Annotated in this window: 18 protein-coding genes; 5 read left to right on the forward strand and 13 right to left on the reverse strand. The window is 65.3% G+C overall.

The window, feature by feature from the left end; translation table 11 throughout:
• Positions 1–56: 56 nt before the first annotated feature.
• A complete protein-coding gene (locus tag EC86_RS0102235) occupies positions 57–698 on the reverse strand; it encodes a TetR family transcriptional regulator (protein WP_029524079.1) in 642 nt (213 codons plus the stop codon).
• 175 nt (positions 699–873) lie between these two features.
• On the opposite strand from EC86_RS0102235, the gene EC86_RS0102240 reads away from it, so the two are divergent.
• From EC86_RS0102240 to EC86_RS0102250, 3 genes are read left to right on the forward strand one after another with little or no spacing between them, the layout of a single operon-like run.
• Entirely contained in the window at positions 874–2,184 is a 1,311-nt protein-coding gene (locus EC86_RS0102240) for an efflux RND transporter periplasmic adaptor subunit (protein ID WP_029524080.1), read from the forward strand.
• Between the two features lie 12 nt (positions 2,185–2,196).
• Positions 2,197–5,352 carry an efflux RND transporter permease subunit gene (locus EC86_RS0102245; RefSeq protein ID WP_029524081.1) on the forward strand — a complete coding sequence of 1,052 codons (3,156 nt, stop codon included), beginning with the start codon at positions 2,197–2,199 and terminating at the stop codon, positions 5,350–5,352.
• Positions 5,353–5,362: 10 nt separating this feature from the next.
• A complete protein-coding gene (locus EC86_RS0102250; RefSeq protein ID WP_029524082.1) occupies positions 5,363–6,826 on the forward strand; it encodes an efflux transporter outer membrane subunit in 1,464 nt (487 codons plus the stop codon).
• A 93-nt stretch (positions 6,827–6,919) separates the two neighbouring features.
• On the opposite strand, the gene murI is transcribed toward EC86_RS0102250, so the two are convergent.
• Positions 6,920–7,735 carry a glutamate racemase gene (gene murI / locus EC86_RS0102255; protein WP_029524083.1) on the reverse strand — a complete coding sequence of 272 codons (816 nt, stop codon included), beginning with the start codon at positions 7,733–7,735 and terminating at the stop codon, positions 6,920–6,922.
• Between the two features lie 127 nt (positions 7,736–7,862).
• On the reverse strand, positions 7,863–9,413 hold the full coding sequence (locus EC86_RS0102260; RefSeq protein ID WP_029524084.1) for a fumarate hydratase: 1,551 nt from the start codon (positions 9,411–9,413) through the stop codon (positions 7,863–7,865).
• Positions 9,414–9,533: 120 nt separating this feature from the next.
• On the opposite strand from EC86_RS0102260, the gene fumC reads away from it, so the two are divergent.
• Positions 9,534–10,931, forward strand: coding sequence for a class II fumarate hydratase (gene fumC / locus EC86_RS0102265; protein WP_029524085.1), 1,398 nt, complete (start codon positions 9,534–9,536; stop codon positions 10,929–10,931).
• Between the two features lie 23 nt (positions 10,932–10,954).
• Complete coding sequence (locus EC86_RS0102270) at positions 10,955–12,244, forward strand: DUF2254 domain-containing protein (protein ID WP_029524086.1); 1,290 nt, start codon at positions 10,955–10,957, stop codon at positions 12,242–12,244.
• A 156-nt stretch (positions 12,245–12,400) separates the two neighbouring features.
• Here EC86_RS0102270 and proX read toward each other — a convergent pair whose 3' ends face one another.
• From proX to EC86_RS0102320, 10 genes are all read right to left on the reverse strand, one after another.
• Positions 12,401–13,408 carry a glycine betaine/L-proline ABC transporter substrate-binding protein ProX gene (gene proX / locus EC86_RS0102275; RefSeq protein ID WP_051675683.1) on the reverse strand — a complete coding sequence of 336 codons (1,008 nt, stop codon included), beginning with the start codon at positions 13,406–13,408 and terminating at the stop codon, positions 12,401–12,403.
• A gap of 55 nt (positions 13,409–13,463) precedes the next feature.
• Positions 13,464–14,711 carry a glycine betaine/L-proline ABC transporter permease ProW gene (gene proW / locus EC86_RS0102280; RefSeq protein ID WP_036772575.1) on the reverse strand — a complete coding sequence of 416 codons (1,248 nt, stop codon included), beginning with the start codon at positions 14,709–14,711 and terminating at the stop codon, positions 13,464–13,466.
• 13 nt (positions 14,712–14,724) lie between these two features.
• Entirely contained in the window at positions 14,725–15,945 is a 1,221-nt protein-coding gene (proV, locus tag EC86_RS0102285; protein ID WP_029524089.1) for a glycine betaine/L-proline ABC transporter ATP-binding protein ProV, read from the reverse strand.
• Positions 15,946–16,384: 439 nt separating this feature from the next.
• Positions 16,385–16,738, reverse strand: a complete 354-nt coding sequence (locus tag EC86_RS0102290; protein WP_198026744.1) for a Na+/H+ antiporter subunit G — start codon at positions 16,736–16,738, stop codon at positions 16,385–16,387.
• 10 nt (positions 16,739–16,748) lie between these two features.
• Positions 16,749–17,030 (reverse strand): K+/H+ antiporter subunit F, encoded by a 282-nt coding sequence (locus tag EC86_RS0102295; RefSeq protein ID WP_029524091.1) that lies wholly within the window; start codon positions 17,028–17,030, stop codon positions 16,749–16,751.
• The gene (locus EC86_RS0102300) at positions 17,027–17,563 is read right to left on the reverse strand and encodes a Na+/H+ antiporter subunit E (protein ID WP_029524092.1); all 537 of its coding nucleotides are present in this window, start codon (positions 17,561–17,563) and stop codon (positions 17,027–17,029) included. The genes EC86_RS0102295 and EC86_RS0102300 overlap by 4 nt, the downstream gene beginning before the upstream one ends.
• Positions 17,560–19,200: a monovalent cation/H+ antiporter subunit D gene (locus EC86_RS0102305; protein WP_084181110.1), complete on the reverse strand. Its 1,641-nt coding sequence runs from the start codon at positions 19,198–19,200 to the stop codon at positions 17,560–17,562. The genes EC86_RS0102300 and EC86_RS0102305 overlap by 4 nt, the downstream gene beginning before the upstream one ends.
• A complete protein-coding gene (locus EC86_RS0102310) occupies positions 19,197–19,562 on the reverse strand; it encodes a Na+/H+ antiporter subunit C (RefSeq protein WP_029524094.1) in 366 nt (121 codons plus the stop codon). Before EC86_RS0102310 ends, EC86_RS0102305 begins: the two co-directional genes overlap by 4 nt.
• Complete coding sequence (locus EC86_RS0102315; protein WP_029524095.1) at positions 19,559–22,417, reverse strand: monovalent cation/H+ antiporter subunit A; 2,859 nt, start codon at positions 22,415–22,417, stop codon at positions 19,559–19,561. Before EC86_RS0102315 ends, EC86_RS0102310 begins: the two co-directional genes overlap by 4 nt.
• Positions 22,405–23,634: a calcium/sodium antiporter gene (locus tag EC86_RS0102320; RefSeq protein ID WP_084181112.1), complete on the reverse strand. Its 1,230-nt coding sequence runs from the start codon at positions 23,632–23,634 to the stop codon at positions 22,405–22,407. Before EC86_RS0102320 ends, EC86_RS0102315 begins: the two co-directional genes overlap by 13 nt.
• Positions 23,635–23,645: the final 11 nt, after the last annotated feature.

Below are 23,645 nucleotides of genomic sequence, written 5' to 3' on the forward strand. Positions count from 1 at the left end.
TTCACCGGTTGCGCGTTTTTTTTGGTCCATTTCCACTGGAGTGGCGCAGGGCTTTTCTACCCGATGGTGAATCCCAGGCCCTTGAAGTAAATGTCCATCGTGCTTTGACCGGTTTCCAGCAGGTCGAACGCTTGCGAATCGAGCAGCCAGTTTTGTATCAAGCCATCAATCAGGGCGTGCAATCCCCGCGCCGCCAGGGCGCTTGGCACGGGCATCGTCAGGTTTTTCTGCCGCGCGGCCATGTCCAGCCCTTGGGTGACCCGGCACAAAAAACCATTGCAGGCGGTCAGGTGGCGAAGGCGAATGTTCCGGATGCCTTCCACGTACTCCACCTTTTGCGTGGCGATCTCCAAGACGCGGCGCGTCTGCGGGTCGTTCACGATTTGGTGAAGCGCTTTCAGGATCGCGCTTCGCGTGTGCATGAGCGCCTGGGTGCCGGAATCGCTGCTGGTTTCCTCCGGACTCTGTTCGTGGCTGAAGTAGCTTTCCAGCGGCAGCGTGACCCGCTCCATCATGGCGTCGAACAGGTCGGCCTTGTCCTTGAAGTGCCAATAAACGGCGCCGCGCGTGGCGCCTGCGTGAAGGGCAATGTCCTGCAGCGTGGTGCGTGAAACGCCTTGGGACTGAAACAGGCCTTCCGCCGAGTCCAGCAGTTTGTTGCGCGTTTCGAGCGCTTCCTCTTTGGTTCGACGGACCATGGACATCTCCTGAAATCGATTTCAATTAACTTTTACATACATTCAAAAACGTATGTAAACTATATCACTCGTAAACCCTTACTATTAGATTTTTCGTTTTCGGCAGATTTGTTTTGTTCCTGCCGGTACCGCACTACTTTTTTCGCCTTTTCCCCTAAAAATCCGAGGAATAGATATGCCTACGCCCCGCGTTGCCCCTTCTTTTTTGCCCGTCAGGTTCGGGCGTCAGCAGTCGCTTGTACTGGCTGCGGTTCTTGCATTGTTTCTGGCTGGCTGCGGCAAGGGCAATGCGCCGGCTGCGGCTGCCGGCGCAGGCGCCGCGCCTCCGCCGCCCCAGGTCGGGGTGGTGACGGTCACGCCTGGCGATGTGAGCTTGCTCACCGAGTTGCCCGGTCGTCTGGAGGCCTCGCGCGTCGCGCAGGTCAGGGCGCGCGCCGCCGGCATTTTGCAAAAACGCCTGTTCCGCGAAGGCAGTGACGTCAAGGCTGGCCAGCCGCTGTTCACCATTGACTCCGCCCCTTATGCCGCCGCCGCCGCGAGCGCCCGGGCTGGTCAGGCGCGCGCCGAGGCCAATCTGGCGCAGGCCACGGCACTGGCCGAGCGCTACAAGCCACTGGTTGAAGCCAACGCCATCAGCAAGCAGGAATACGCCAACGCCGTCGCCGCGCAAAAGCAGGCCGCCGCCGATGTGGCCGTGGGCAAGGCCAATGTGCAGACTGCCAATATCACCCTGGGCTATGCCTCGGTGACGGCGCCGATCTCCGGCCGTATCGGCCGCTCGCTGGTCACTGAAGGCGCGCTGGTGGGGCAGGGCGACGCCACGCAACTGGCCGTCATCCAGCAGATCAATCCGATGTATGTGAACTTCACCCAGTCGGCCTCCGATGTGATGAAGCTGCGCTCCGCGATGGCCAGCGGCCAGTTCAAGCGGGCCAGCGGCGCCGATGCGGCCAGTGTCCGCATCGTCCTGGAAGACGGCACCGAGTACGCGCAGCCTGGCAAATTGCTGTTTTCAGACCTGACGGTCGATGCCACCACCGGACAGATCACCTTGCGGGCCGAAGTGCCCAACCCGGGCGGCCAGCTGTTGCCCGGCCTGTATGTGCGCGTACGCCTGGAGCAGGCCCAGGCTGCCAATGCCATCACTTTGCCGCAGCAGGCCGTCACGCGCACGGCGCAGGGCGACACCGTCATGGTGGTGGGCAGCGATGGCAAGGTCACGCCGCGCCCGATCAAGATCGGCTCGGCCAAAGGCTCGCAATGGGTGGTGCTGGAGGGCCTGAAAGCCGGCGAGCAGGTGATGGTCGATGGCTTCCAGAAGCTGCAGATGATGCCGCCGGGCACGCCGGTCAAGGCCGTGCCCTGGCAGCCTGCGGGCGCACCCGCCGCCGCGGGCGCGGCTTCCGCGCCCGCGGCAGGCGCTTCGGCTCCGGCCGGTCCAGGCGCAGCGCCTGCCGCCCCTGCCGCCTCTGCCGCAGCGAAGTAAGGAGAACACCGCATGGCAAAGTTTTTTATTGATCGGCCCATCTTCGCGTGGGTGATTGCCCTGTTCATCCTGGTGCTGGGCAGCGTGGCGGTCACGCAGCTTCCGATTGCCCAATACCCGCCGGTGGCGCCGCCTTCCATCGTGGTGTCGGCCAGCTACCCCGGCGCATCCGCCAAGACGCTGGAAGACAGCGTGCTGAGCGTGATCGAGCGTGAGATGAATGGCTCGCCCGGTCTGATCTACATGGAATCGGTGGCCCAGGCCAACGGCTCGGGCACCTTGACCTTGACCTTCGAGACCGGCACCAATGCCGATCTGGCCCAGGTCGATGTGCAAAACCGGCTGTCGCGCGCCGCGCCGCGCTTGCCCCAGGCGGTGACGCAGCAGGGCGTGCGGGTGGACAAGTCACGCTCGAACTTTTTGCTGTTCACCATGCTGGCATCCAGCAATCCGGCGATCGATCCGGTGGCGCTGGGCGACTATGCATCGCGCAACGTGATTCCCGAACTCCAGCGCCTGACCGGCATCGGCCAGGCCCAACTTTTCGGAACCGAGCGCGCCATGCGCATCTGGATCGACCCGGCCAAGCTCGCGGGTTTTGCGCTGTCGTCGGCTGACGTCACGAATGCCATCCGGGCGCAAAACGCGCAGATCGCCTCCGGCACGATTGGCGATTTGCCCAATGTGGCCGGCCAGGGCATTGCCGCCACGGTGGTCGTCAATGGCCAGTTGTCCAGCGTCGAGCAGTTCGGCAACATCGTGCTGCGCGCCACGACCCAGGGCTCGACCGTGCGGCTCAAGGACGTGGCGCGCATCGAGCTCGGCGCGCAAACCTATGCAACTTCGGCCCGCCTCAACGGCAAGCCGGCCACCGGCATCGGCCTGCAACTCGCGCCGGGCGGCAACGCCCTGGATGCCGCCAAGGCCGTGCGCACCAAGATGGAACAACTCAAGCCCTACTTTCCCCAGGGCGTGAACTATTCGATTCCCTATGACAGCTCGCGCTTCGTCAGCATCTCGATTCAACAGGTGGCCACCACGCTGATTGAAGCGGTGGTGCTGGTGTTCCTGGTGATGTTCCTGTTCCTGCAGAACTGGCGCTACACCGTCATTCCGACCATCGTCGTGCCGATTGCCTTGCTGGGCACCTTTGCCACGCTGCTGGCGCTGGGCTTTTCCATCAACGTGCTGACGATGTTCGGCATGGTGCTGGTGATCGGCATCGTGGTCGATGATGCGATCGTGGTGGTCGAGAACGTCGAGCGCATCATGAGCGAGGAAGGCCTGCCGCCGTTAGAGGCCACACGCAAGGCGATGGGCCAGATTTCCGGGGCCATCATCGGCGTGACGGTGGTGCTGATCTCGGTGTTCGTCCCGCTGGCGTTTTTTGCCGGCTCGGTGGGCAACATCTACCGCCAGTTTTCCGCCGTCATGGTCGCTTCGATCGGCTTTTCGGCCTTTCTGGCGCTGTCGCTCACGCCGGCTTTGTGCGCTTCGCTGCTCAAGCCGGTCGAAGCCGGCCATCACCATGAAAAGACCGGATTTTTCGGCTGGTTCAACCGGGGCTTTTCGCGCACCGCCAAGGGCTATGAAAGCCTGGTCGCGCGCCTGCTGAAACGCGCCGGCCGCTACCTGGTGATTTACGCGGCCATCATTGGCGTCGTGGCGCTGGTCTACACGCGCCTGCCAACATCCTTCCTGCCGGCCGAAGACCAGGGCACGCTGCTGGTCAACGTGCAGCTGCCGCCGGGCGCCACGCTGGAGCGGACCCGCGCCGTGATGGAGCAGGTCGAAGGCTTCATGCTCAAGCAGCCCGAGGTCGAGGGCATGGTCGGCGTGCTGGGCTTCAGCTTTTCCGGCCAGGGGCAAAATGCCGGACTGGCCTTCGTGACGCTCAAGGACTGGTCCGAACGCAAGGAAGCCAGCCAGAAGGCCGATGCGCTGGCCGGAAGGGCCTTTGGCGCGTTATCGGGCATTCGCGACGCGTTCGTGTTTCCGCTCAGCCCGCCGCCGATTCCCGAACTCGGTTCGGCCAGCGGCTTTACCTTCCGCCTGCAGGACCGCTCCGGTGTGGGCGGCGAGGCGCTGCTGGCGGCGCGCAACCAGTTGCTGGGCATGGCAGGCAAGAACCCGGTGCTGGCGCAGGTGCGGCCCGACGGCCTGGAAGACGCGCCGCAGTTGCAGCTTGACATTGATCGCGACAAGGCGAACGCGCTGGGCGTGAGCTTTGACGCCATCAACACCGCCCTGTCCACCTCGCTCGGTTCGAGCTATGTGAACGACTTCCCGAACCAGGGCCGCCTGCAGCGCGTCGTGGTGCAGGCGGACGCGCCAGCCCGCATGCAGCCCGATGACCTGCTGCAGATCAATGCCAGCAACAGCCGGGGCGAATCCGTTCCGCTGTCGGCCTTTGCGACCACGCACTGGGTCAAGGGGCCAATGCAGACGGTTCGCTACAACGGCTACCCGGCGATGCGCATCAGCGGCGCCGCCGCGCCAGGCTACAGCACGGGCGCCGCCATGGCCGAGATGGAAAAGATGGCGGCCCAGCTGCCGCAGGGTTTCGGCTTTGAATGGAGCGGCCAGTCGCGCGAGGAAAAGCTCGCCGGCTCGCAGGCCATGATCCTGTACGGCTTTGCGATTCTGGCGGTGTTTTTGTGCCTGGCCGCGCTGTATGAAAGCTGGTCGATTCCGCTGGCGGTGATCCTGGTCGTGCCGCTGGGCGTGGTCGGCGTGCTGCTGGCGACCTTGTTCCGGGGTTATGCCAACGACGTGTATTTCCAGGTGGGCCTGATCACCATCATTGGCCTGTCGGCGAAGAATGCGATTTTGATCATCGAGTTCGCCAAGGACCTGCAGGCGCAGGGCAAGGGCGTGATCGAGTCGGCGCTGACCGCTGCGCATTTGCGGTTCCGGCCCATCATCATGACCTCGATGGCGTTCATGCTGGGCGTGCTGCCGCTGGCGATTGCCACCGGCGCGAGTTCGGCCAGCCAGCGGGCCATCGGCACCGGCGTGATTGGCGGGATGATCACCGGCACCGCGCTGGCCGTGATCTTCGTGCCGATTTTCTTTGTCGTGGTGCGCGGCTTTTTCAAGGGCAGCGCGCGGCAGCAGCAAGTTTACGCAGAGCATGCCAAGTCGGCAGGGGTCGGCGGCCATGAATGAAAGCCACAACATGAACCAGACAAGACTTTTCCAACGCCTGGCCGTGAGCGCCGCAGTGCTGCTGGCCGGCTGCTCGATGATCCCGACCTACGAGCGTCCGGCCGCACCTATCGCCACTGACTGGCCCGCGCTCAGTGCTGCGGCTGCGGCCGGAACGACTGGCAGCGGCGTCGCTGCCGCCGACATCGAGTGGCAGGGCTTTTTCAGCGACCCCCGGCTGCGCCAGCTGATTGACGCGGCGCTGCGCAACAACCGCGACCTGCGCGTGGCCGTGCTCAACATCGAGCAGGCCCGGGCGCAATACCAGATTCGCCGTGCGGACCAGTTGCCAACAGTGGGCGCCGCCGTGACCGGCTCGCGCCAGCCTGGAGCCAACGAAGGCATCACCAGCGTCTACACCGCCGGCCTGGCCATGACGTCGTACGAGTTCGACTTTTTCGGCCGCGTCGCCAGCCTGAAGGAAGCCGCACTCAGCCAGTACCTGGCCACCGAGGAAGGGCGCAAGTCCGCGCAGATCAGCCTGGTTGCGGCCGTCGCCAACACCTACCTCAGCCTGCTGGCCGACGAGGAACTGATCGGCATCACCCGGCAGACGCTGGCCACGCGCGAGGACTCGTTTCGCCTGAGCAAGCTGCGATTTGACAATGGCGTGAGTTCTGAACTCGACGTTCGCCAGGCCGAGTCGCTGATTGAAGCGGCGCGCGTGTCGCTGGCGCAGCTGGCGCGCCAGCGTGCGCTTGACCAGAACGCGCTGGTGCTGCTGCTGGGCCAGCCCGCCACCGGCGAGCTGGCCGTGGCCCTGCCGGCCGGCAAGGGCCTGGCCGACATGCCGGTGATGGCCGACGTGCCGGCGGGCCTGCCGTCCGATCTGCTGACGCGCCGCCCTGACGTGCGCCAGGCCGAGCAGTTGCTGCTGGCGTCCAACGCCAATATCGGCGCGGCGCGGGCGGCGTTTTTCCCGAAGATCTCGCTCACTGCCAGCGCCGGCAGCGCCAGCTCGCACCTGGGCAACCTGTTCCAGAGCGGCAGCTTTGGCTGGACGCTGGCGCCGCAGCTGTTCCTGCCGATTTTTGACGCGGGCCGCAACCGTGCCGGCTTGGCGTCGGCCAAAGTCGGGCGCGACATTGCCGTGGCGCAATACGAAAAATCGATACAGACAGCGTTTCGCGAAGTCGCCGATGCACTCGCCGGCCGCGCCACGCTGGGCGAGCAACTGCGCGCCCAGCAGGCCCAGGCCAGTGCCGAAGGCGTTCGCTACCGGCTGTCCAACCTGCGCTACCAGAGCGGCATTGCCAGCCAGCTTGACCTGCTCGATGCGCAGCGCTCGCTGTTCACCGCGCAGCAGGCCGTGGTGCAAACCCGGCTGGCGCAGCTGCAAAGCCAGGTCACGCTGTACAAAGTGTTGGGCGGCGGCTGGAAGGAACCCGGCGAGGCGGCGCCGGTGGCGAATGCAGCGCTTGCGCCCAAACCGTAGGCTGCAAGGCTTTCACTTCCACCAGCAGTGCATGGCGGATAAAAAATTGATGTTTTATGCTGTTTGCGCATGATGGGCGTGCGCAAACAGCTATTAAAACGATAGTAAGCTGACCGGCACCGACAAGTCCAGCCAGCGTTGCGCCGCTGCTTGCAGCGTGCGCGCCTGGCTGGTGGCGAACAGGCTGACCTGTCCGGGCGGCGCGTTCGCCGCCATCAAGGCATCGGGCAGCAGCCGCCGCGTCTGGCGCGCCACCGCTTGGCCGTTGTCGATGAACTGCACGCCAGGGCCGACCAGCGCGCGCAGGTGTTCGCTGGCAAACGGATAGTGCGTGCAGCCGAGCACCAGCGTGTCAATTTCGCCTGTTTCAGTGCCAAATCGGCCCATGGCGCTTACGTAGTGTGCGCAGAGTGCTATGGTTCTGGTAGCGTCGCCCGTGTCGGCGCTGGCCTCGATGGCGTGGGCCAGACCGTCGCAGGGTTGCAGGACGAACTGGGTGTTTGCGGCCTGCGCCGCCAGCAGCGCCTGGAATTTGTCGCTGGCCAGCGTGCCGCGCGTGGCCATCACGCCGATGCGCCCGGTCCGGCTCAGCGCCACGGCCGGTTTCAGCGCCGGCTCGACGCCGATCAGCGCCAGCCCCGGATGCTCGGCGCGCAATAAATGAATCGCGGCGGCCGTGGCCGTGTTGCAGGCTATCACCAGCGCCTTGACATTCTGGCTCACCAGATACTGCACGACGGCGCGCGAACGGGCCAGCACATGCGCTACGTCCCGCTCTCCATAGGGCGCGTGGCCGCTGTCGGCGATGTAGATGAAGTCTTCGTGCGGCATGTCGGCCCGCAGCGCTTTGAGCACGCTCAGGCCGCCGATGCCGCTGTCAAACACGCCGATCAAAACACTGGCCCCCACGCTTGTCGCTTCGCGTACTGCGCTGCCCCCCGAGTGGGCCGCTGCGCCTGCGGACTGGCTAAGCCAGATCCGCGGCCCCTGTTTGAAGGGAGATGGCCCCCACGGTTACGTGCCACCCGGCCGCTGGTCAGGCGTTGGTCACGGCGATGTTCTTGAACTCGCCGGTGGCAATGCGTTCCTGCCACAGGGCCGGGCCGGTGATGTGGGCGCTGGTGCCGCCCGAATCGACCGCCACGGTCACGGGCATGTCCACCACGTCGAATTCATAGATCGCTTCCATTCCGAGGTCGGCAAAACCGACGACTTCGGCGTGCTTGATGGCCTTGGACACCAAGTAGGCGGCGCCGCCGACCGCCATCAGGTAGGCGCTCTTGTGCTTCTTGATGGCTTCAATCGCCACAGGGCCGCGCTCGGCCTTGCCGACCATCGAGATCAAACCGGTCTGCGCCAGCATCATTTCGGTGAAGCCGTCCATGCGCGTGGCGGTGGTGGGGCCGGCGGGGCCGACAGCTTCGCCCTTGACCGGATCGACCGGGCCGACGTAGTAGATCACCCGGTTGGTGAAATCGACCGGCAGCTTTTCACCCTTGGCCAGCATGTCGGCAATGCGCTTGTGCGCGGCGTCGCGGCCGGTCAGCATCTTGCCGTTGAGCAGCAGGGTTTGGCCGGGCGTCCAGCTGGCGACTTCTTCCTTGGTCAGCGTGTTCAGGTCCACCTTCTTGCTCTTGACGTAATCGGGCGTCCAGTTCACGTCGGGCCAGGTGTCGAGCGACGGCGGCGTGAGGTAGACCGGGCCGCTGCCGTCCATCACGAAATGGGCGTGGCGCGTGGCCGCGCAGTTCGGGATCATCGCGACCGGCTTGCTGGCGGCGTGCGTCGGGTACAGCTTGATCTTGACGTCGAGCACCGTGGTCAGGCCGCCCAGGCCCTGCGCGCCAATGCCCAGCGCGTTGACCTTTTCAAACAGTTCCAGGCGCAGCGCCTCGACCTTGGTCAGCGCCTCGCCGGCCGCCGACTTGGCCTGCAGCTCGTACATGTCCAGGTCGTCCATCAGGCTTTCCTTGGCCATCAGCACGGCTTTTTCGGCCGTGCCGCCGATGCCGATGCCCAGCATGCCGGGCGGGCACCAGCCGGCGCCCATCGTGGGAACGGTCTTCAAGACCCAGTCCACCACCGAGTCGCCGGGGTTGAGCATGACCATCTTGCTTTTGTTCTCGGAGCCGCCGCCCTTGGCCGCGACGGTAACTTCAACCGTGTTGCCGGGAACGATCTCGGTGAAGATCACGGCCGGCGTGTTGTCCTTGGTGTTCTTGCGGTCGAACTGAGGGTCTGCGACGACGGAGGCGCGCAGCGTGTTGTCGGGGTGGTTGTAGCCTTGCCGAACGCCTTCGTTGATGGCGTCGTCAATGCTGCCGGTGAAGCCTTCCCAGCGCACGTCCATGCCGGCCTTGAGGAACACGTTGACGATGCCGGTGTCCTGGCAGATCGGGCGGTGGCCGGTGGCGCTCATCTTGCTGTTGGTCAGGATTTGCGCAATCGCGTCCTTGGCGGCCGGGCTTTGCTCTCGCTCGTAGGCGCGCGCCAGGTGGGCGATGTAGTCGGTCGGATGGTAATAGCTGATGTACTGCAGGGCGGCGGCAACGGATTCGATGAGGTCGGCTTGTTTGATGGTGGTCATGGCTTGGGTGGGTAGAGTGAATGAAGGCAACGCCCGTTGACGGGGTTTGCTTTTGATTACTTTTATTAGCGGCTATGCTGAAACGATCCCCCTCTATTTTGACAGGTCAGGGCTTACACCATGAGTACAACCGCCACCACGCGCCTTGAGCGCGACACCTTCGGGCCGATCGAGGTCCCCTCCGGCCGGCTGTGGGGCGCGCAAACCCAGCGCTCCTTGCAGAACTTCGACATCTCGGGCGAACGTCAGCCGGTCGAGCTGATCCGGGCGCTGGCGCAGATCAAGCGCTCGTCGGCGCTGGTCAACCAGGCGCTGGGCCTGCAGGATGCGAAAAAAACCGATGCCATCGTGGCGGCGGCCGATGAAGTCATCAGCGGCCAGCATCCGGACGAGTTTCCGCTGGTGGTCTGGCAGACCGGCTCGGGCACGCAGACCAACATGAACGTCAATGAAGTGCTTGCGAACCGGGCCAGCGAACTGCTGGGCGGCGAGCGCGGCGATGCGCGGCTGGTGCATCCGAACGACGACGTGAACCGAAGCCAGTCGTCGAACGATGTGTTTCCCACGGCGATGCATCTGTCGGCGGTCATTGCCATCACTGAAAAACTGTTGCCGGCGATGGAAAAGCTGCGCGCCACGCTGGCGCAGAAATCGTGTGACTTCGACGACATCGTGAAGATCGGCCGCACCCATTTGCAGGACGCCACGCCCTTGAGCCTGGGCCAGGAATTCTCGGGCTACGCGGCGCAGCTGGCGCACGGCGATGCGCATGTGCGGGCGGCGCTGCCGCATTTATATGAACTCGCCCTGGGCGGAACGGCGGTGGGGACGGGGTTGAACGCGCCCAAGGGTTATGCCGAACAGGCGGCGGCCGAGCTGGCGCGGCTGACCGGCTTGCCGTTTGTCACCGCGCCGAACAAGTTCGAGGCGCTGGCTTCATGCGACGCGCTGGTCCATGCCCACGGCGCGCTGAAGACACTGGCCGCCAGCCTCATGAAAATCGCTAACGATGTGCGCTGGCTGGCCAGCGGCCCGAGGAGCGGCATCGGCGAGCTGAGCATTCCCGAGAACGAACCGGGCTCGTCGATCATGCCGGGCAAGGTGAACCCGACGCAAAGCGAGGCGCTGACCATGCTGGCTGCGCAAGTGTTCGGCAACGACGTGGCGATCAATTTCGGCGGCGCGTCGGGCAACTTCGAGCTGAATGTGTTCAGGCCGATGGTGGCCTACAACTTTTTGCAAAGCGTGCGCCTGCTGGCCGACGGCATGGTGAGTTTCAACGACCACTGCGCCGTGGGCATAGCACCCAACCGCGAGCGCATTGCCGAGCTGGTCAGCCGCTCCTTGATGCTGGTGACGGCGCTGAACCCGCACATCGGCTACGACAAGGCGGCTTTCATCGCCAAGAAGGCGCACCACGAAGGCACGAGCCTGCGCGAAGCGGCGCTGGCGTCAGGCCATGTCACGGCGGCGCAGTTTGACGCCTGGGTCGATCCGGCGAAGATGATCGGTCGGTAGGCAGTCAGCGCGATACTTCCTGCATGTCGGAAAAGCTTCTCTACCTTCTGCAGCGGCTGCTGCGCAAAACCTGGTTGCGGTGCGCGCTGTTTTCGTTGGTGGCCCTGCTGGCCGTGACGCTGGCGAAGCTGTTCGGGCAGTTCATTCCCGAAGACATTGCGCTCAAGCTGGGCTCCGACTCCATCGGCAGCCTGCTCAACATCCTTGCCACGAGCATGCTGACCGTGGCGGTTTTTTCTGCCAGCACCATGGTGTCCTCGTTTGCGGCCGTGGCCAGTACGGCCACGCCGCGCGCGTCCCAGTTGTTGATCGAAGACAGCACCATCCAAAATACGCTGGCCACGTTTGTCGGGGCTTTTTTATACAGCGTGATTGCCCTTGTCGGGCTCAATGCCCAGATTTATGGCGGTGGCGGGCGTCTGGTGCTTTTTGGTTTCACCCTCGTCATCCTGCTGGTGGTAGTGATCGTGCTGCTGCGCTGGCTGGACTATCTGTCGGTGCTGGGGCGAATGGGCGAAACCATCAGCCGGGTCGAAGCAGCCACCACCAAGGCCATGGCGCAACGCCTGCAAAAGCCTTTTATGGGGGGACGAAAGCAAGCTGAAGGCGCCAGTGGCGAGCAGACCCTGCGTGCCCCGGCCACCGGTTTTGTACAGCATGTGTCGATGGACATCCTGCAGGAATGCGCAGAGCGCACGGACGCCATGATTCACCTGCATGTTCAGCCGGGGGACTTTGTCGAGCCCTCGACGGTGATCGCCAGCAGCACGCGAGCGCTCGATACCGAAGGCTGCAAGGCAGTCGCTGATGCCGTGTTGATTGGTGCGGCCAGGACTTTCGACTACGACCCGCGCTTTGGCCTGCGGGTGATGGGCGAGATCGCCGCACGCGCCTTGTCGCCGGCTGTAAATGACCCCGGCACGGCCATCGAAGTGCTGGCGACCGCCGTCAGGACGATGATCTACTGGGTCGATGGGCAGCGGGCGCCAAACAAATCCACTTTGCCCGATGACTCCCAGGCTGTTCAAGCCGAGTTTGACCGTGTGTCCGCGCCGGATTTGCGGGAGGCGGGCATGTTGACCGATGTGTTTGACCCGCTGGCCCGCCATGGCGCTCTGGCGGTGGATGTGGGCGTGGCGCTGCAGCACGCCCTGGCTTCCCTCCGGCGGCTGAACCATGCGGCCTTCAACCCGGTGCTCGATCAGATCTCCCGGGAGGCCATCCAGCGGGCCGCGCATGCCGGCCTGTTTGAGCCCGATCTGGAGTGCCTGCGCGCGGCCGCGCTGTCAGAGCGTCAGGCCAGGCCGGGCTGAACTGGCTGCGCCATGCGCAGCGCGCCAGCGGCACAAAAGCCAACGATGGGGCACGCCGCACAACAGGATGCGACACCGTCCTGAAAAAGCGCTACCTGCTATGGTTTAAATAGCTGGTAGCGCCCGTCCAGCTTGCGCAAGAGGTTTGTTTGATGCTTATTTGGCGGCCGCCATGGCCTGCGCGACCCAGCCGTCGAAGGTTTTCTGATGCGCCTTGATCCAGCCGTCGGTGTGACGCGCCACGTCCTGCTGCTTGTTCTCGCCCGCATTCATGCGCTGGTTCTGGCTGTTGATGTCGCCAATCGGCAGCGCCATCACTTCAAACAGCTTGGCCGCAGCCGGGTTTTTCTCGGCGAAGGTCTTGTTGGCCATGATGTGCTGGTTGTTCAGCGTGAAGCCGTAGTTCTTGCCGTTGGGCAGCTTGGTGTCCAGCTTGGCCTGCTCGCCGGGCAGCGATGAGAACGGCACTTCCAGCCAGACCACTTCCTGGCCCGGGCGCAGCACGCCGCTGACCCAGTTGGGCGTCCAGGTGTAATAAAGAATCGGTTTGCCCTGCTTGAAGCGCGTCAGGGTGTCGGCCATCAGCGCCGAATAGCTGCCCTGTGCATGCGTCACGCTGTCCCGCAGCTTGAAGGCCGTGAGCTGGTGCTCGATCACGCTTTCGCAGCCCCAGCCGGGGTTGCAGCCGGTCAGGTCGGCCTTGCCGTCGCCGTTGGTGTCGAACAGTTTGGCCAGCTTGGGGTCATTGAGCTGGTCGATGCGGGTGATCTTGTACTGGTCGGCGGTTTTCTTGTCGATCAGGTAACCCTGCGCGGCATTGGCCGAGTACGTGCCGTTTCGCGTCAGCTTGGCGTCGCCGCCAGCGTTCTTGTAGAAGTCGGCATGCAGCGGGTTCCAGTGGTTCGCCAGGAAGGTGGCGTCGCCGTTGGCAATCGCGATATGCGCCGTGGCGGGCTCGACTTCCTTGATCGGCTGCACGTCATAGCCCAGCTTTTGCAGCGCGCGGCTGACCAGCAGGGTCTGGAAGGTTTCCTCGGCGATGGCGCTTTGCAGCGGCTGCACCTTGACGCCCTTGCCGGGCAGGTCGGCGGCGTGGGCGGCCAGGCTCAAGGCCAGCAGGCTGCCGGCGATCAGGGTGCGGGTGAAATGTCGTTTGTTCATCATTCGGTGAAGTCCTTTGTGAGGGGGTGCGAAAAAGCAGTTGACCGGCGGATAGCCGTTACTGCGCAAGGGGTGAAAGCATGGGTGCGGATTGCGATGGCGCAGAAGTTTTTGGGGCCGGGGCGCTGGGCTTGCGTTGCATCAGCCGCCACACCAGGCCGGCCGGGCCGGTTTGCCACCAGTGGCGAACGCCCCGGCTGGGCTGGCCCATCGACTGCGTGATGCGGTCAAGCGTGATGGCCAGCAGCACGATGCCCAGTCCGCCGACGGTGGCCAGGCCCATGTCGAGCCGGCCAATGCCGCGCAGCACCATCTGGCCCAGGCCTCCCACCGCGATCATCGAGGCGATGACGACCATCGACAGCGACAGCATCAGCGTCTGGTTGATGCCGGCCATGATCGACGGCATGGCCAGCGGCAGCTGCACCTTGGTCAGCAGCTGCAGCGGCGAGGCGCCATAGGCTCTAGCCGCCTCGATCAGGTCGGGCCGGACCTGGCGGATGCCCAGGTTGGTCATGCGGATCAGCGGCGGCAGCGCGAAGATGATGGTCACGATCACGCCGGGCACGTTGCCGATGCCGAACAGCATCACCACCGGCACCAGGTAGACAAAGGCCGGCGTGGTCTGCATCGCGTCGAGCAGCGGGCGGGTGAAGCGCTGCAGGCGGTCGCTGCTGGCCAGCAAGATGCCAATGGGCAGGCCGACGGCCAGGCAAAACGCCAGGGAGGTCAGCACCAGCGACAGCGTCACCATGGCTTCGGGCCAGATGCCCAGCATCGCCACCAGCAGCAGCGACACGGCCGCACCTATGGCCACGGCGCGGCCGGCGAACTGCCAGGCCAGCAGGGCGATGAGGCCGATCATTGCCAATGCGGGCATGCTTAGCAGAACGCCTTCGACGCCGCCCAGGGTGTTGTCGATGGGCACGCGCACGGTCTGGAAAAACGGGCGAAAGTTCAGCACCACCCAGTCGAGCGACTGGTTGATCCAGCTTTCGACGGGGAGCGAGCCGTCCCAGAGCTGCTGGATCTGGAAGCCGGTCACGGTGTCTGCGGCATCAAGGGCGCTGGCGGGCGCGTCAAGCCAGTCGCTGCCGCTGCTGGCCGCGTCCATCGCGCTCTCCGCGCCAGCCGGCGGCGCCGAGCCCCAGGCATCGGCGGGCGAATCGGACAACTGGGCGGCTGGCGCGCCGGCCTCTGCCGCCTGCATCGGCATGCCCCAGGCATCGACCTGGGGAGCGGCTGGCGCCGCCATGTCTTGCGCCGGCGGCGTCAGGGTTTCCTGGGTTTCTTGGATTGGATTCATGAAAGGTCTTTCTTCAGGCGGCATGCGCCGGGACGGGCGGGGTGTCGCGGTCAAGGAACTTCAGTAAGGTGGTCTTGCTGATGACGCCCTGCAGGCGCCCGTCATCGGCGACGACTGGCACGGAGTAAGGGGTTTTGGCAATCTGGCCGAACAGGCCGCTGACCGGCTCGCTGGCTGCAATCGGCTGCACATCGGGCAGGTACGCCGGCGCCAGGCCCAGCGGGCCGACATGGCCGTCGAGCACCGAGCGCAGCGATTCGGCCGACACCACGCCGAGGTAGCGCTGCGAGGGGCTGACCACATAGGCATAGTCGCGGTCCTGGTCTTCGAGCAGCTTCAGGGCGGCGCGCGAGCCCTTGCCGGGCTGCTCCGACACCACGACCAGGCTCTTGCGGGCAATGTCGCCGGCCTTGAAGACGGCCGAGGCATCGACGCCGCGCACGAAGCTGCGCACATAGTCGTCGGCCGGGTTGCGCAGGATTTCCTCGGGCGTGCCGACCTGCACCACCTGGCCGTCCTTCATGATGGCGATGCGGTCGCCGATGCGCATGGCCTCGTCCAGGTCGTGCGAGATGAAGACGATGGTGCGGCGCTTGACCTTCTGCAGGCGCAGCAGCTCGGACTGCATCTCGGTGCGGATGATCGGGTCGAGCGCGGAAAACGCCTCGTCCATCAGCAGGATCGACGGGTCGGAGGCGAGGGCGCGGGCCAGTCCCACGCGCTGCTGCATGCCGCCCGAGAGTTCGTCGGGGTAGCTCTCGCCCCAGCCGTTCAGGCCGACCTGCTCCAGCGCCTGTCCGGCCAGTTCGCGCCGCTCGTCGCGGCCCACGCCGGCCAGTTCCAGGCCGAGTGCGGTGTTGTCGAGCACGGTCATGTGCGGCATCAGCGCGAACGACTGGAACACCATGCTGATGTCCTTGCGCCGCAGCGCGCGCAAGGCCTTGTCGGACAGCGCGTTGATGTCGGTGCCGTCCACCAGGATGCGGCCGGCGGTCGGCTCGATCAGCAGGTTGAGCATGCGCACCAGCGTCGATTTGCCCGAGCCCGACAGGCCCATGACGACGAAGATTTCGCCGGCCTCGATGGTCAGGCTGGCGTTGAACACGCCGATGGAGCAGCCGGTGCGGGCCAGGATGTCCTGCTTGGGGACGCCTTGGCGGACCAGTTCAAGCGCGGCTTGCGGCTCGTCGCCGAACACCTTGAATACCTGGTCGATGATGATTTGTTTGGCCATGCGGCGGGTTCTCTCCGGGTTGAAAGATAAAAAGCCTTGCGCCATGCGGCAGCCGGGCAGGGGGATTCAAAAAAAATCCTGATGCGGCTGCCGGGCCGGGTGCAAGGGCACGCCGGCACAGCACGGAAAAAGGGCGGACAGACGGGATATCTGCTACGGCAACCCGACTTGGCGGCAAGGCCATTCGGGTGCCGTGGAGCGCTTCAACAAAAGAGGTCTGGGCAGAGGACTCTTGAATTGCGCAGGCGACATGCGGTGCATGGCGCCGGGAAATCAGGGCTGGCGCGGCGGCCGGCCTGAAGTTTTACCTCGGGTGAGAGGTGATTAGCTATGTTTCAGGTTGTAAATCGAGGTCGGATTATACCCATTAGCCTATTTTCTGCATCCGAATAAGGTTTTTGGCTTGAGAAGAGCGGCCTCAAGGACGCTGCTGCGCAAGTCAGGAGGGCCGGCGCTCGGGCACAACGTCCTCGGGAGGCGCCACCTTCACCGGCACCAGGAGGTGCAGCGCGGCCTGCGCCATCATGTTGGCCGACACCGGCGCGGTGACGAACACAAACAGCGTGATCAGCAACTCGGCAAAGCCGGCCCGGCCCTGGGTGGCGGCCAGCAGCATGCTGGCCAGCAGAAAGCTGCCAATGCCCAGCGTGGACGCCTTGGTCGGCGCATGCAGGCGCATGAAAAAATCGGGCAGGCGAACCAGGCCGATGGCCCCCACCAGCAGGAAAAAAGCGCCTACCAGCAGCAAGGCGGCCGCCAGCGCTTCGACAACAGGATGAAGTTCCATGCTCATGCCCTCTGTTTCATTCGATGACATCGCCGCGCGTCAGGTAGCGCGCCAGCGCCACGGTGGACGCAAACCCGAGCATCGCCATGATCAGCGCAGCTTCGAACAGCACCGGCTTTTGCTGGCGGATGCCCAGCAGCACCACCAATGCGACCGCATTGATGTAGAGCGTGTCGATGGCCAGCACGCGGTCCATGATGCCGGGGCCGCGCACCAGGCGCCAGGCGCACAGCGCGAGCGCCAGCGCCACCATGCCAAAGGCGATGTCCAGTGCCAGCGGCAGAAGATTGAGTTTCATGGGGCTTCTCCTGGGTTGGCAGCTTGCCCTGCTTCGGGCGGGGTGAATTCAAAGATGGCGAGCAGGGGGAGTTCGTAGCGCGCCTTGATGTCGGCCGCCATCTGCGCCGGGTCGCTGCAGTCCAGCGCATGGACCAGGATGTAGCGGCCCGGCTCGTCAACGGTGCATGACACGGTGCCAGGCGTGGTGGTGATGATGTTGGCGAGCAGGGAAATGGCGGTCGGGTGCGTGAGTTCCAGCGGCACCTTGAACCAGGCTGGGTGCGGCCGCGACATCGGACCCAGCACCAGCCGCGCCACGGTGATGTTCGACGTCACGATGTCCCACAACACGACCCCCAGCAGCCGCACCGAGGGAAGCAACCGGACCGGTTGCGCGGCGGGCAGAAAGCCCTTGAGCAGGCGCGGCACGACCAGGCCGATCAGCGCGGCCGAGATCAGGTGGAAGGGCGCCAGCGTGTGCTGCAGCAGCAGCCAGCTGAGCGCCAGCAGCACCGTCAGCCAGGGGTGGGGAAGCCAGCGCGGGTTTTTCATGGAGTTCCCTTCGGCTTTGGCAGGATCACTTCGCCTTCTCCGCCCCGGTAGGGCCGGGTGGTGTCCGCCGCCGCGCCGCCGACTTTGCCCAGCACCGCCTGCGCGTAGGCGTCGCGGTCGACCAGTTGCACCGCGGCGGCATCGGTGTAGCGCTTGAGCGGAGACGCCGCCACGGCCAGCGCCAGGCTCAGGCCCAGCAGCCCCAGCGTGGCCCGGGTCAGGCGCACGCTGGAACCGGCGCGGATCGAATGCCGGCCCTCGGGCAGCACGTTCCAGAAAAGGATGGAGCCGGCGCGCGCCAGCCCGACCAGCGTCATGACGCTGGTCACCAGCACCACGCTCCAGACCCAGGCATGCGCAGGCGTCAGCGCCGAGCTTTCAAGGATCATCAGCTTGCCCAGGAAGCCGGGCAGCGGCGGCAGGCCGGCCACAGAGGCCGCGCCCAGCAGCGTCATGATGCCGAGCAGTACCGGCTGCGCGACAGGCGCTGCGGGCTGCAGGCGGTCGCCGGACTCGCCGCGCTGGGTGGCCACCAGCTCGACCAGCAGGAACAGCGCCGCCGCCACCAGCGTGCTGTGCATCATGTAGTAAAGCGCTGCCGACAGGGCGGCCGGCGTGTACAAACCAACGCCCGCCAGGACGGTGCCAACCGACGCCACGGTCAGGTAAGACACCAGCCGCGCCAGGCTGTGCGCGGCCAGCGCGCCCAGCACCCCGAGGCCGATGGTGAGCAGCGCCACCGGCAGCAGCCAGGGCTCGGCCGCCAGCGCCGCATGGCCCGCGCCTTCGCCCAGAATCACGCCATGCACCCGGATGATGCTGTACACACCGACCTTGGTCATGATGGCAAACATGGCCGCGACCGGCGCGCTGGCTGCCGCATAGGTTTTGGGCAGCCACAGGTAAAGCGGCACAATGGCCGCCTTCAGGCCGAACACCACCAGCAGCACCATGGCGCCGGCCTTGAACAGCGAGGCCTGTTCGGGGTCAAGCCGCCCCACGCGCAAGGCCAGGTCGGCCATGTTGAGCGTTCCAGCCACGCCGTAAATAATCGCCAGGCCCACCAGGAACAGCGCCGAGGCGACCAGGTTCAGCACGACATAGTGAACGCCGGCCTTGAAACGCTCCTGCCCCTGGCCATGCACCAGCAGCACATAGGAGGCGATCAGCAGCACCTCGAAAAACACGAACAGGTTGAACAGGTCTCCCGTCACGAAGGCGCCCGACAGGCCCATCAGCAGAAAGTGGAACATGGTGTGGAAATGCCGTCCGCGCGAGTCCCAGCCGCCGGCGGCATACCAGAGCACCGGCACCGCGATGGTCCAGGTCAGCGCCAGCATCATCGCGCTCAGCCGGTCAACGACCAGCACGATGCCAAAGGGCGCGGGCCAGCCGCCCAGGGGATACACGTTCAGCCCACCCAGTGCGGCTTCGCTCATCAGCCGCCAGGCCAGCACGGCGCCCAGCACCACCGAGGCAAAACTGAGCAGCCGCCGGCGTTGCAGCAGCCGCCCGCCGTGGTTGGCTTCGCCGCCCTCGTCGCCCATCAGCAGCAGGGCCACGGCGGTGAACATCGGCAGCAGCACCGGCAGCACCGGCAGGTGCGTTTCAAAAAAGAGGCTCAGCAGTTCCCTCATGCGGCATCGTCCCGGGCATGGCCCGTGCGGTGGCTGGGCTCGTGGCCGTCCACATGGTCGCTGTCGGTTTCATGGCGGCTGCGCAGCGCCAGTTCGACCACGAAGCCGGTGGTGGCAAAGCCGATCACGATGGCGGTCAGCACCAGCGCCTGCGGCAGCGGGTCGGCAACGCGCCCGGCGCTTGAGAGAATCGGGGCCGCATCCTGCCAGAGTCGGCCCATGGCGAAGAGGAACACGTTCACCGCATAACCGAGCAGGGTCATGCCCAGCACGACGGGCCAGGTGCGCCCGCGCAAGATCAGGTAGATGCCGGCGGCGGTCACCGCGCCAATGCCGCTGGCCACCAGGAATTCGAGGCTCATGGTTGTATTTCTTTCAAGGGGCGTGCCGGCGCTGGCGTGCCGGTTTCGCGGGACACGGTGCCCAAGGTGGAAAGCGTCAGCAGCGTGGCGCCGACCACGGTGATGTACACGCCCAGGTCAAACAGCGCGGCGGTGGCCAGCGGCAGCTCGCCAAGCAGCGGCACGGACGGATGGCCGTGGGCGCTGGTCAGGAAAGGCTGGCCGAATACGAAAGCGCCGATGCCCGTCAGCCCCGCGATGCCCAGCCCCATGCCGATCCAGCGTACGAAGCGGCTGCCGCCATCGGCCCGCAGCAGCGCCTCGGCGCGCGACTGTCCCATGGCCATGTACTGCAGCACCAGCGCCACGGCGGTGATCAAGCCGGCAATGAAGCCGCCGCCCGGCTGGTTGTGGCCGCGCATGAAGATGTAGAGCGTCACCACCAGCGCCAGCGGCAGCAGCATGCGCGCCGCCACGCGCAGCATCAGCGGCTGCGTCGCAAAGGTCCAGGGCAGGCCGCCGCCATCGACCGCCGGGCGGCGCGCGCGCATGCCGTCCATCAGCGCCAGAACGCCGACGGCAGCGATGGCCAGCACGGTGATTTCGCCAAAGGTGTCATAGCCCCGGAAGTCCACCAAAATCACGTTGACCACGTTGGTGCCGCCGCCGGCCACGGCCGAGTTGTTCAGAAAATACCAGGCGATTGAATCGTGGTCGCGCGTCAGCATGACCCAGGCCAGCCAGGCCATGCCCGAGCCGCCGGCCAGCGCCAGCACGCCATCGCGCCAGCGGCGGGCCACGCTCGATTCGCGCGGCGTCTGCCGGGGCAGCAGCGCCAGTCCCATGAGCAGCAGCACGGTGGAGACGACTTCGACCGTCAGTTGGGTCAGCGCCAGGTCGGGCGCCGACAGGCCGACGAAGGTCATGGCCGTGACCAGGCCGATCACCCCGGCGACCACCACCGACTGGAAGCGGTCGTGGTGGCGCAGCGCCAGCCACCCGCAGGACATCAGCACCAGTCCCCACAGCACCAGCGCCGGCAGGTTGACCGGCAGCAAGGTGCGCGAGCCGGTGCCCGGCGCATCGCCAGACAGCAAGGGCGTGCTTGCCACGACCACGGTGGCGATCAGCATCCAGGCGATGTAGCGTTGCAGCGACGCGGTTTCCAGCAGTCCCGTCAGCCGGCCGGCGCTTTCGAACAGGCGGTCGCTTCCCCGCGTGAACAGCTTCAGGCCGGTCAGCAGGCCGAACCAATTTTCGGAATTCAGGCGATGCAGCAGTCCCCCGCGCGCCAGCACGAAGTACAGCGCCGCGCCACCGGCCAGCGCCAGCACGCTCAGCGCCAGCGGCAGGTTGAAGCCGTGCCAGATCGCCAGGTGGAATGCAGGCGGCGCCGTGCCCAGCATGGCGGTGGCGGCCACCAGCACCATCGGCCCGAGCAGCAGCGACGGCAGGATGCCGACCGCGATGCAGACCACGGCCAGCAGGATCACCGGGGCCTTCATGCCCAGGGGCGGCTCATGCGGGTGCGCCTTGGGCAGATCGCGCGCTGGTCCGTTGAAGAAAATGTCGTGGACCAGCCGAACCGAATAGGCCACGCTCAGCAGCGCCGCCAGGGTCGCCAGGGCCGGCACGACCCAGCGCCAGCCGCCCGCCTGGCCAAAGGTCACGGCCTCGGTCAGGAACATTTCCTTGGACACAAAGCCGTTGAACAGCGGTACGCCGGCCATGGCCGCTGCCGTGACCATCGCCAGTGTCGCTGTCCAGGGCATGAGGCGCCCCAGGTTGCCGAGCAGGCGCATGTCGCGCGTGCCGGTTTCATGGTCGATGATGCCGGCAATCATGAACAGCGAGGCCTTGAAGCTGGCATGGTTCAGGATGTGGAACAGCGCCGCCACTGCCGCCAGCGGCGAGCCCAGGCCGATCAAGAACGTGATCAGCCCCAGATGGCTGATGGTCGAGTAGGCCAGCAGGGCCTTGAGGTCGTGCTTGAAAATCGCGATGAAGGCGGCAAACGCCATCGTTGCCAAGCCGGTGGTGCTGACCAGGCCGGAAAACAGGTCGGTGCCGCCGATGACCGGCGTCAGGCGCGCCAGCAAGAAGATGCCGGCCTTGACCATGGTGGCCGAATGCAGGTAGGCCGACACCGGCGTGGGCGCGGCCATGGCCTGCGGCAGCCAGAAGTGAAACGGGAACTGCGCGCTTTTGGTGAAGCAGCCGAGCAAAATCAGCAGCAGCGCGGCGGGATAGCGTGGATCGGCCTGGATGGCCGCGCCCTGGCCCAGCATCTGGCTCAACTCATAGGTGCCGGCGATCTGGCCGAGCAGCACGAAGCCGCCGAGCATCGCCAGGCCGCCGCCGCCGGTGATGGCCAGCGCCATGCGCGCGCCCTCGCGCGCATCGGCGCGGTGCTGCCAGTAGCCGACCAGCAGGAACGACGAGATGCTGGTCAGTTCCCAGAACACGATCAGCAGCAGCAGGTTGTCCGACAGCGCAATGCCCAGCATCGCCGCCATGAACAGCATCAGCGTGCTGTAGAACTTGCCGACCGGATCGTCCTTGCCGAGGTAGAAGTGCGCGTACAGGATGATCAGCAGGCCGATGCCGGTGATCAGGAGCGCGAACATCAGCGACAGGCCATCGAGCCGCAGGCCCAGGTTCAGGCCGATTTCCGGCACCCAGGGAATGAAGTCGTACAGCACCTCGCCACGCATGACCGACGGCGTCTGCCAGAGCAGCAAGGCCAGGCATGAAGCGGTGATGGCCGCAGCCAGCCAGGCGGTGCGGCCGCGATGGCCGGCGGACCGCTGGGCGCCGCTCCAGCCGGTGGCCAGGGTGCCCACCAGCAACGGCAGGAAAATGATCAGCAGTAACAAGGTCTGGCGTTTTCTCTGGTTGAGAGACGATTTATTCCAGGGGTCGATTCCGGAGCACGACAATCACCGGCCATGCGGGCTTCCAATGCATCAGCGCATCGTGCAAAGATGGCGCTCGTGATCTTGCTCAAGACGTGTTTGCCCGGACGGTTGCCGCGCCTGACCAGCACCACTACCAGCGTGATCACCGTGATCGGGACCACGAAACTCATCATGGCCGTCGAGAACAGGCTTAGCGCCGCATGCTTCTGTGTGGCCAGAATCAGGTAGGTCACATAGGCAAGGTAATACAGCAGGAACACGCCGCCTTCCCAGCGGGCGATTTCACGCCCGGTCATGAAGACCGGCAGGCAGGCCAGGGACACGGCAATCATCACCCAGATGTCAAAATTCAGGATGGGCGCCGGCACGGCCAGGCCAAGATTGCCGGACACCAGTCCTGCCAGGCCAAGGCAGCCCAGAATGTTGAAGGTGCAACTGCCGACCACATTGCCGACTGCGATGTCGCGCTCGCCCTTGATGGCCGCCATGACCGAGGTGGCCACTTCGGGCATGGACGTGCCTGCGGCCACGATGGTCAGGCCAATCACCAGGTCGCTCACGCCCAGCGCCTTGGCAAAAATGGTCGATGCCGTGACCAGCCAGTCCGAACCGAGCACTAGCAGGCCCAGGCCGACAGCGATCAGCAGCAGCTGGACCGGCAGTTTCGAGTCCCAGCCGCCGGGCGCGGCAGGCTTGTATTCAGCCGAATAGTGGTCTTGCGAGGCCTTGCTTTCGGCGCGCGACTGCACGACCAGGAACACCGTATACGCCAGCAGCAGCGAGAACAGAATCGCGCCATCCATCAGGCTGATCCGGCTGTCCAGTCCCAGTGCCAGCAGCAGCAGCGACACGCCAATCATGATCGGCACTTCCTGGCGGATCAGCTGGATATTGACCACCAGCGGCGTGATCAGCGCCGACAAACCCAGGATGAACAGCACGTTGAAGATGTTGCTGCCGACCACGTTGCCGATGGCAATGTCGGTCTGGCCGTTCAGCACCGCAGCCGTCGATACCGCCATCTCGGGCGCACTGGTGCCAAAGGCCACGATGGTCAGGCCCACCACCAGCGGCGAAATGCCGAAAGACAGCGCCAGCTTCGACGCACCCCGCACCAGCAGTTCGGCTCCCACAACCAGGCCGATCAGGCCGCCTATGAAGAGCAGGAGGGTCATGTGGAGCCTTC

Source organism: Polaromonas glacialis (assembly GCF_000709345.1).
Lineage (GTDB): Bacteria > Pseudomonadota > Gammaproteobacteria > Burkholderiales > Burkholderiaceae_C > Polaromonas > Polaromonas glacialis.

What these genes read in the sequence shown, in the direction of transcription:
- fumC (WP_029524085.1), top strand. Translation starts at nt 9,534, where the DNA reads ATGAGTACAACCGCCACCACGCGCCTTGAGCGCGACACCTTCGGGCCG.
- EC86_RS0102250 (WP_029524082.1), top strand. Translation starts at nt 5,363, where the DNA reads ATGAACCAGACAAGACTTTTCCAACGCCTGGCCGTGAGCGCCGCAGTG.
- EC86_RS0102295 (WP_029524091.1), bottom strand. Translation starts at nt 17,030, where the DNA reads ATGAAACTCAATCTTCTGCCGCTGGCACTGGACATCGCCTTTGGCATG.
- EC86_RS0102290 (WP_198026744.1), bottom strand. Translation starts at nt 16,738, where the DNA reads ATGAGCATGGAACTTCATCCTGTTGTCGAAGCGCTGGCGGCCGCCTTG.
- EC86_RS0102305 (WP_084181110.1), bottom strand. Translation starts at nt 19,200, where the DNA reads ATGAGGGAACTGCTGAGCCTCTTTTTTGAAACGCACCTGCCGGTGCTG.
- EC86_RS0102235 (WP_029524079.1), bottom strand. Translation starts at nt 698, where the DNA reads ATGGTCCGTCGAACCAAAGAGGAAGCGCTCGAAACGCGCAACAAACTG.
- proX (WP_051675683.1), bottom strand. Translation starts at nt 13,408, where the DNA reads ATGATGAACAAACGACATTTCACCCGCACCCTGATCGCCGGCAGCCTG.
- EC86_RS0102260 (WP_029524084.1), bottom strand. Translation starts at nt 9,413, where the DNA reads ATGACCACCATCAAACAAGCCGACCTCATCGAATCCGTTGCCGCCGCC.
- EC86_RS0102245 (WP_029524081.1), top strand. Translation starts at nt 2,197, where the DNA reads ATGGCAAAGTTTTTTATTGATCGGCCCATCTTCGCGTGGGTGATTGCC.
- EC86_RS0102240 (WP_029524080.1), top strand. Translation starts at nt 874, where the DNA reads ATGCCTACGCCCCGCGTTGCCCCTTCTTTTTTGCCCGTCAGGTTCGGG.
- proW (WP_036772575.1), bottom strand. Translation starts at nt 14,711, where the DNA reads ATGAATCCAATCCAAGAAACCCAGGAAACCCTGACGCCGCCGGCGCAA.
- proV (WP_029524089.1), bottom strand. Translation starts at nt 15,945, where the DNA reads ATGGCCAAACAAATCATCATCGACCAGGTATTCAAGGTGTTCGGCGAC.
- EC86_RS0102270 (WP_029524086.1), top strand. Translation starts at nt 10,955, where the DNA reads ATGTCGGAAAAGCTTCTCTACCTTCTGCAGCGGCTGCTGCGCAAAACC.
- EC86_RS0102320 (WP_084181112.1), bottom strand. Translation starts at nt 23,634, where the DNA reads ATGACCCTCCTGCTCTTCATAGGCGGCCTGATCGGCCTGGTTGTGGGA.
- EC86_RS0102300 (WP_029524092.1), bottom strand. Translation starts at nt 17,563, where the DNA reads ATGAAAAACCCGCGCTGGCTTCCCCACCCCTGGCTGACGGTGCTGCTG.
- EC86_RS0102310 (WP_029524094.1), bottom strand. Translation starts at nt 19,562, where the DNA reads ATGAGCCTCGAATTCCTGGTGGCCAGCGGCATTGGCGCGGTGACCGCC.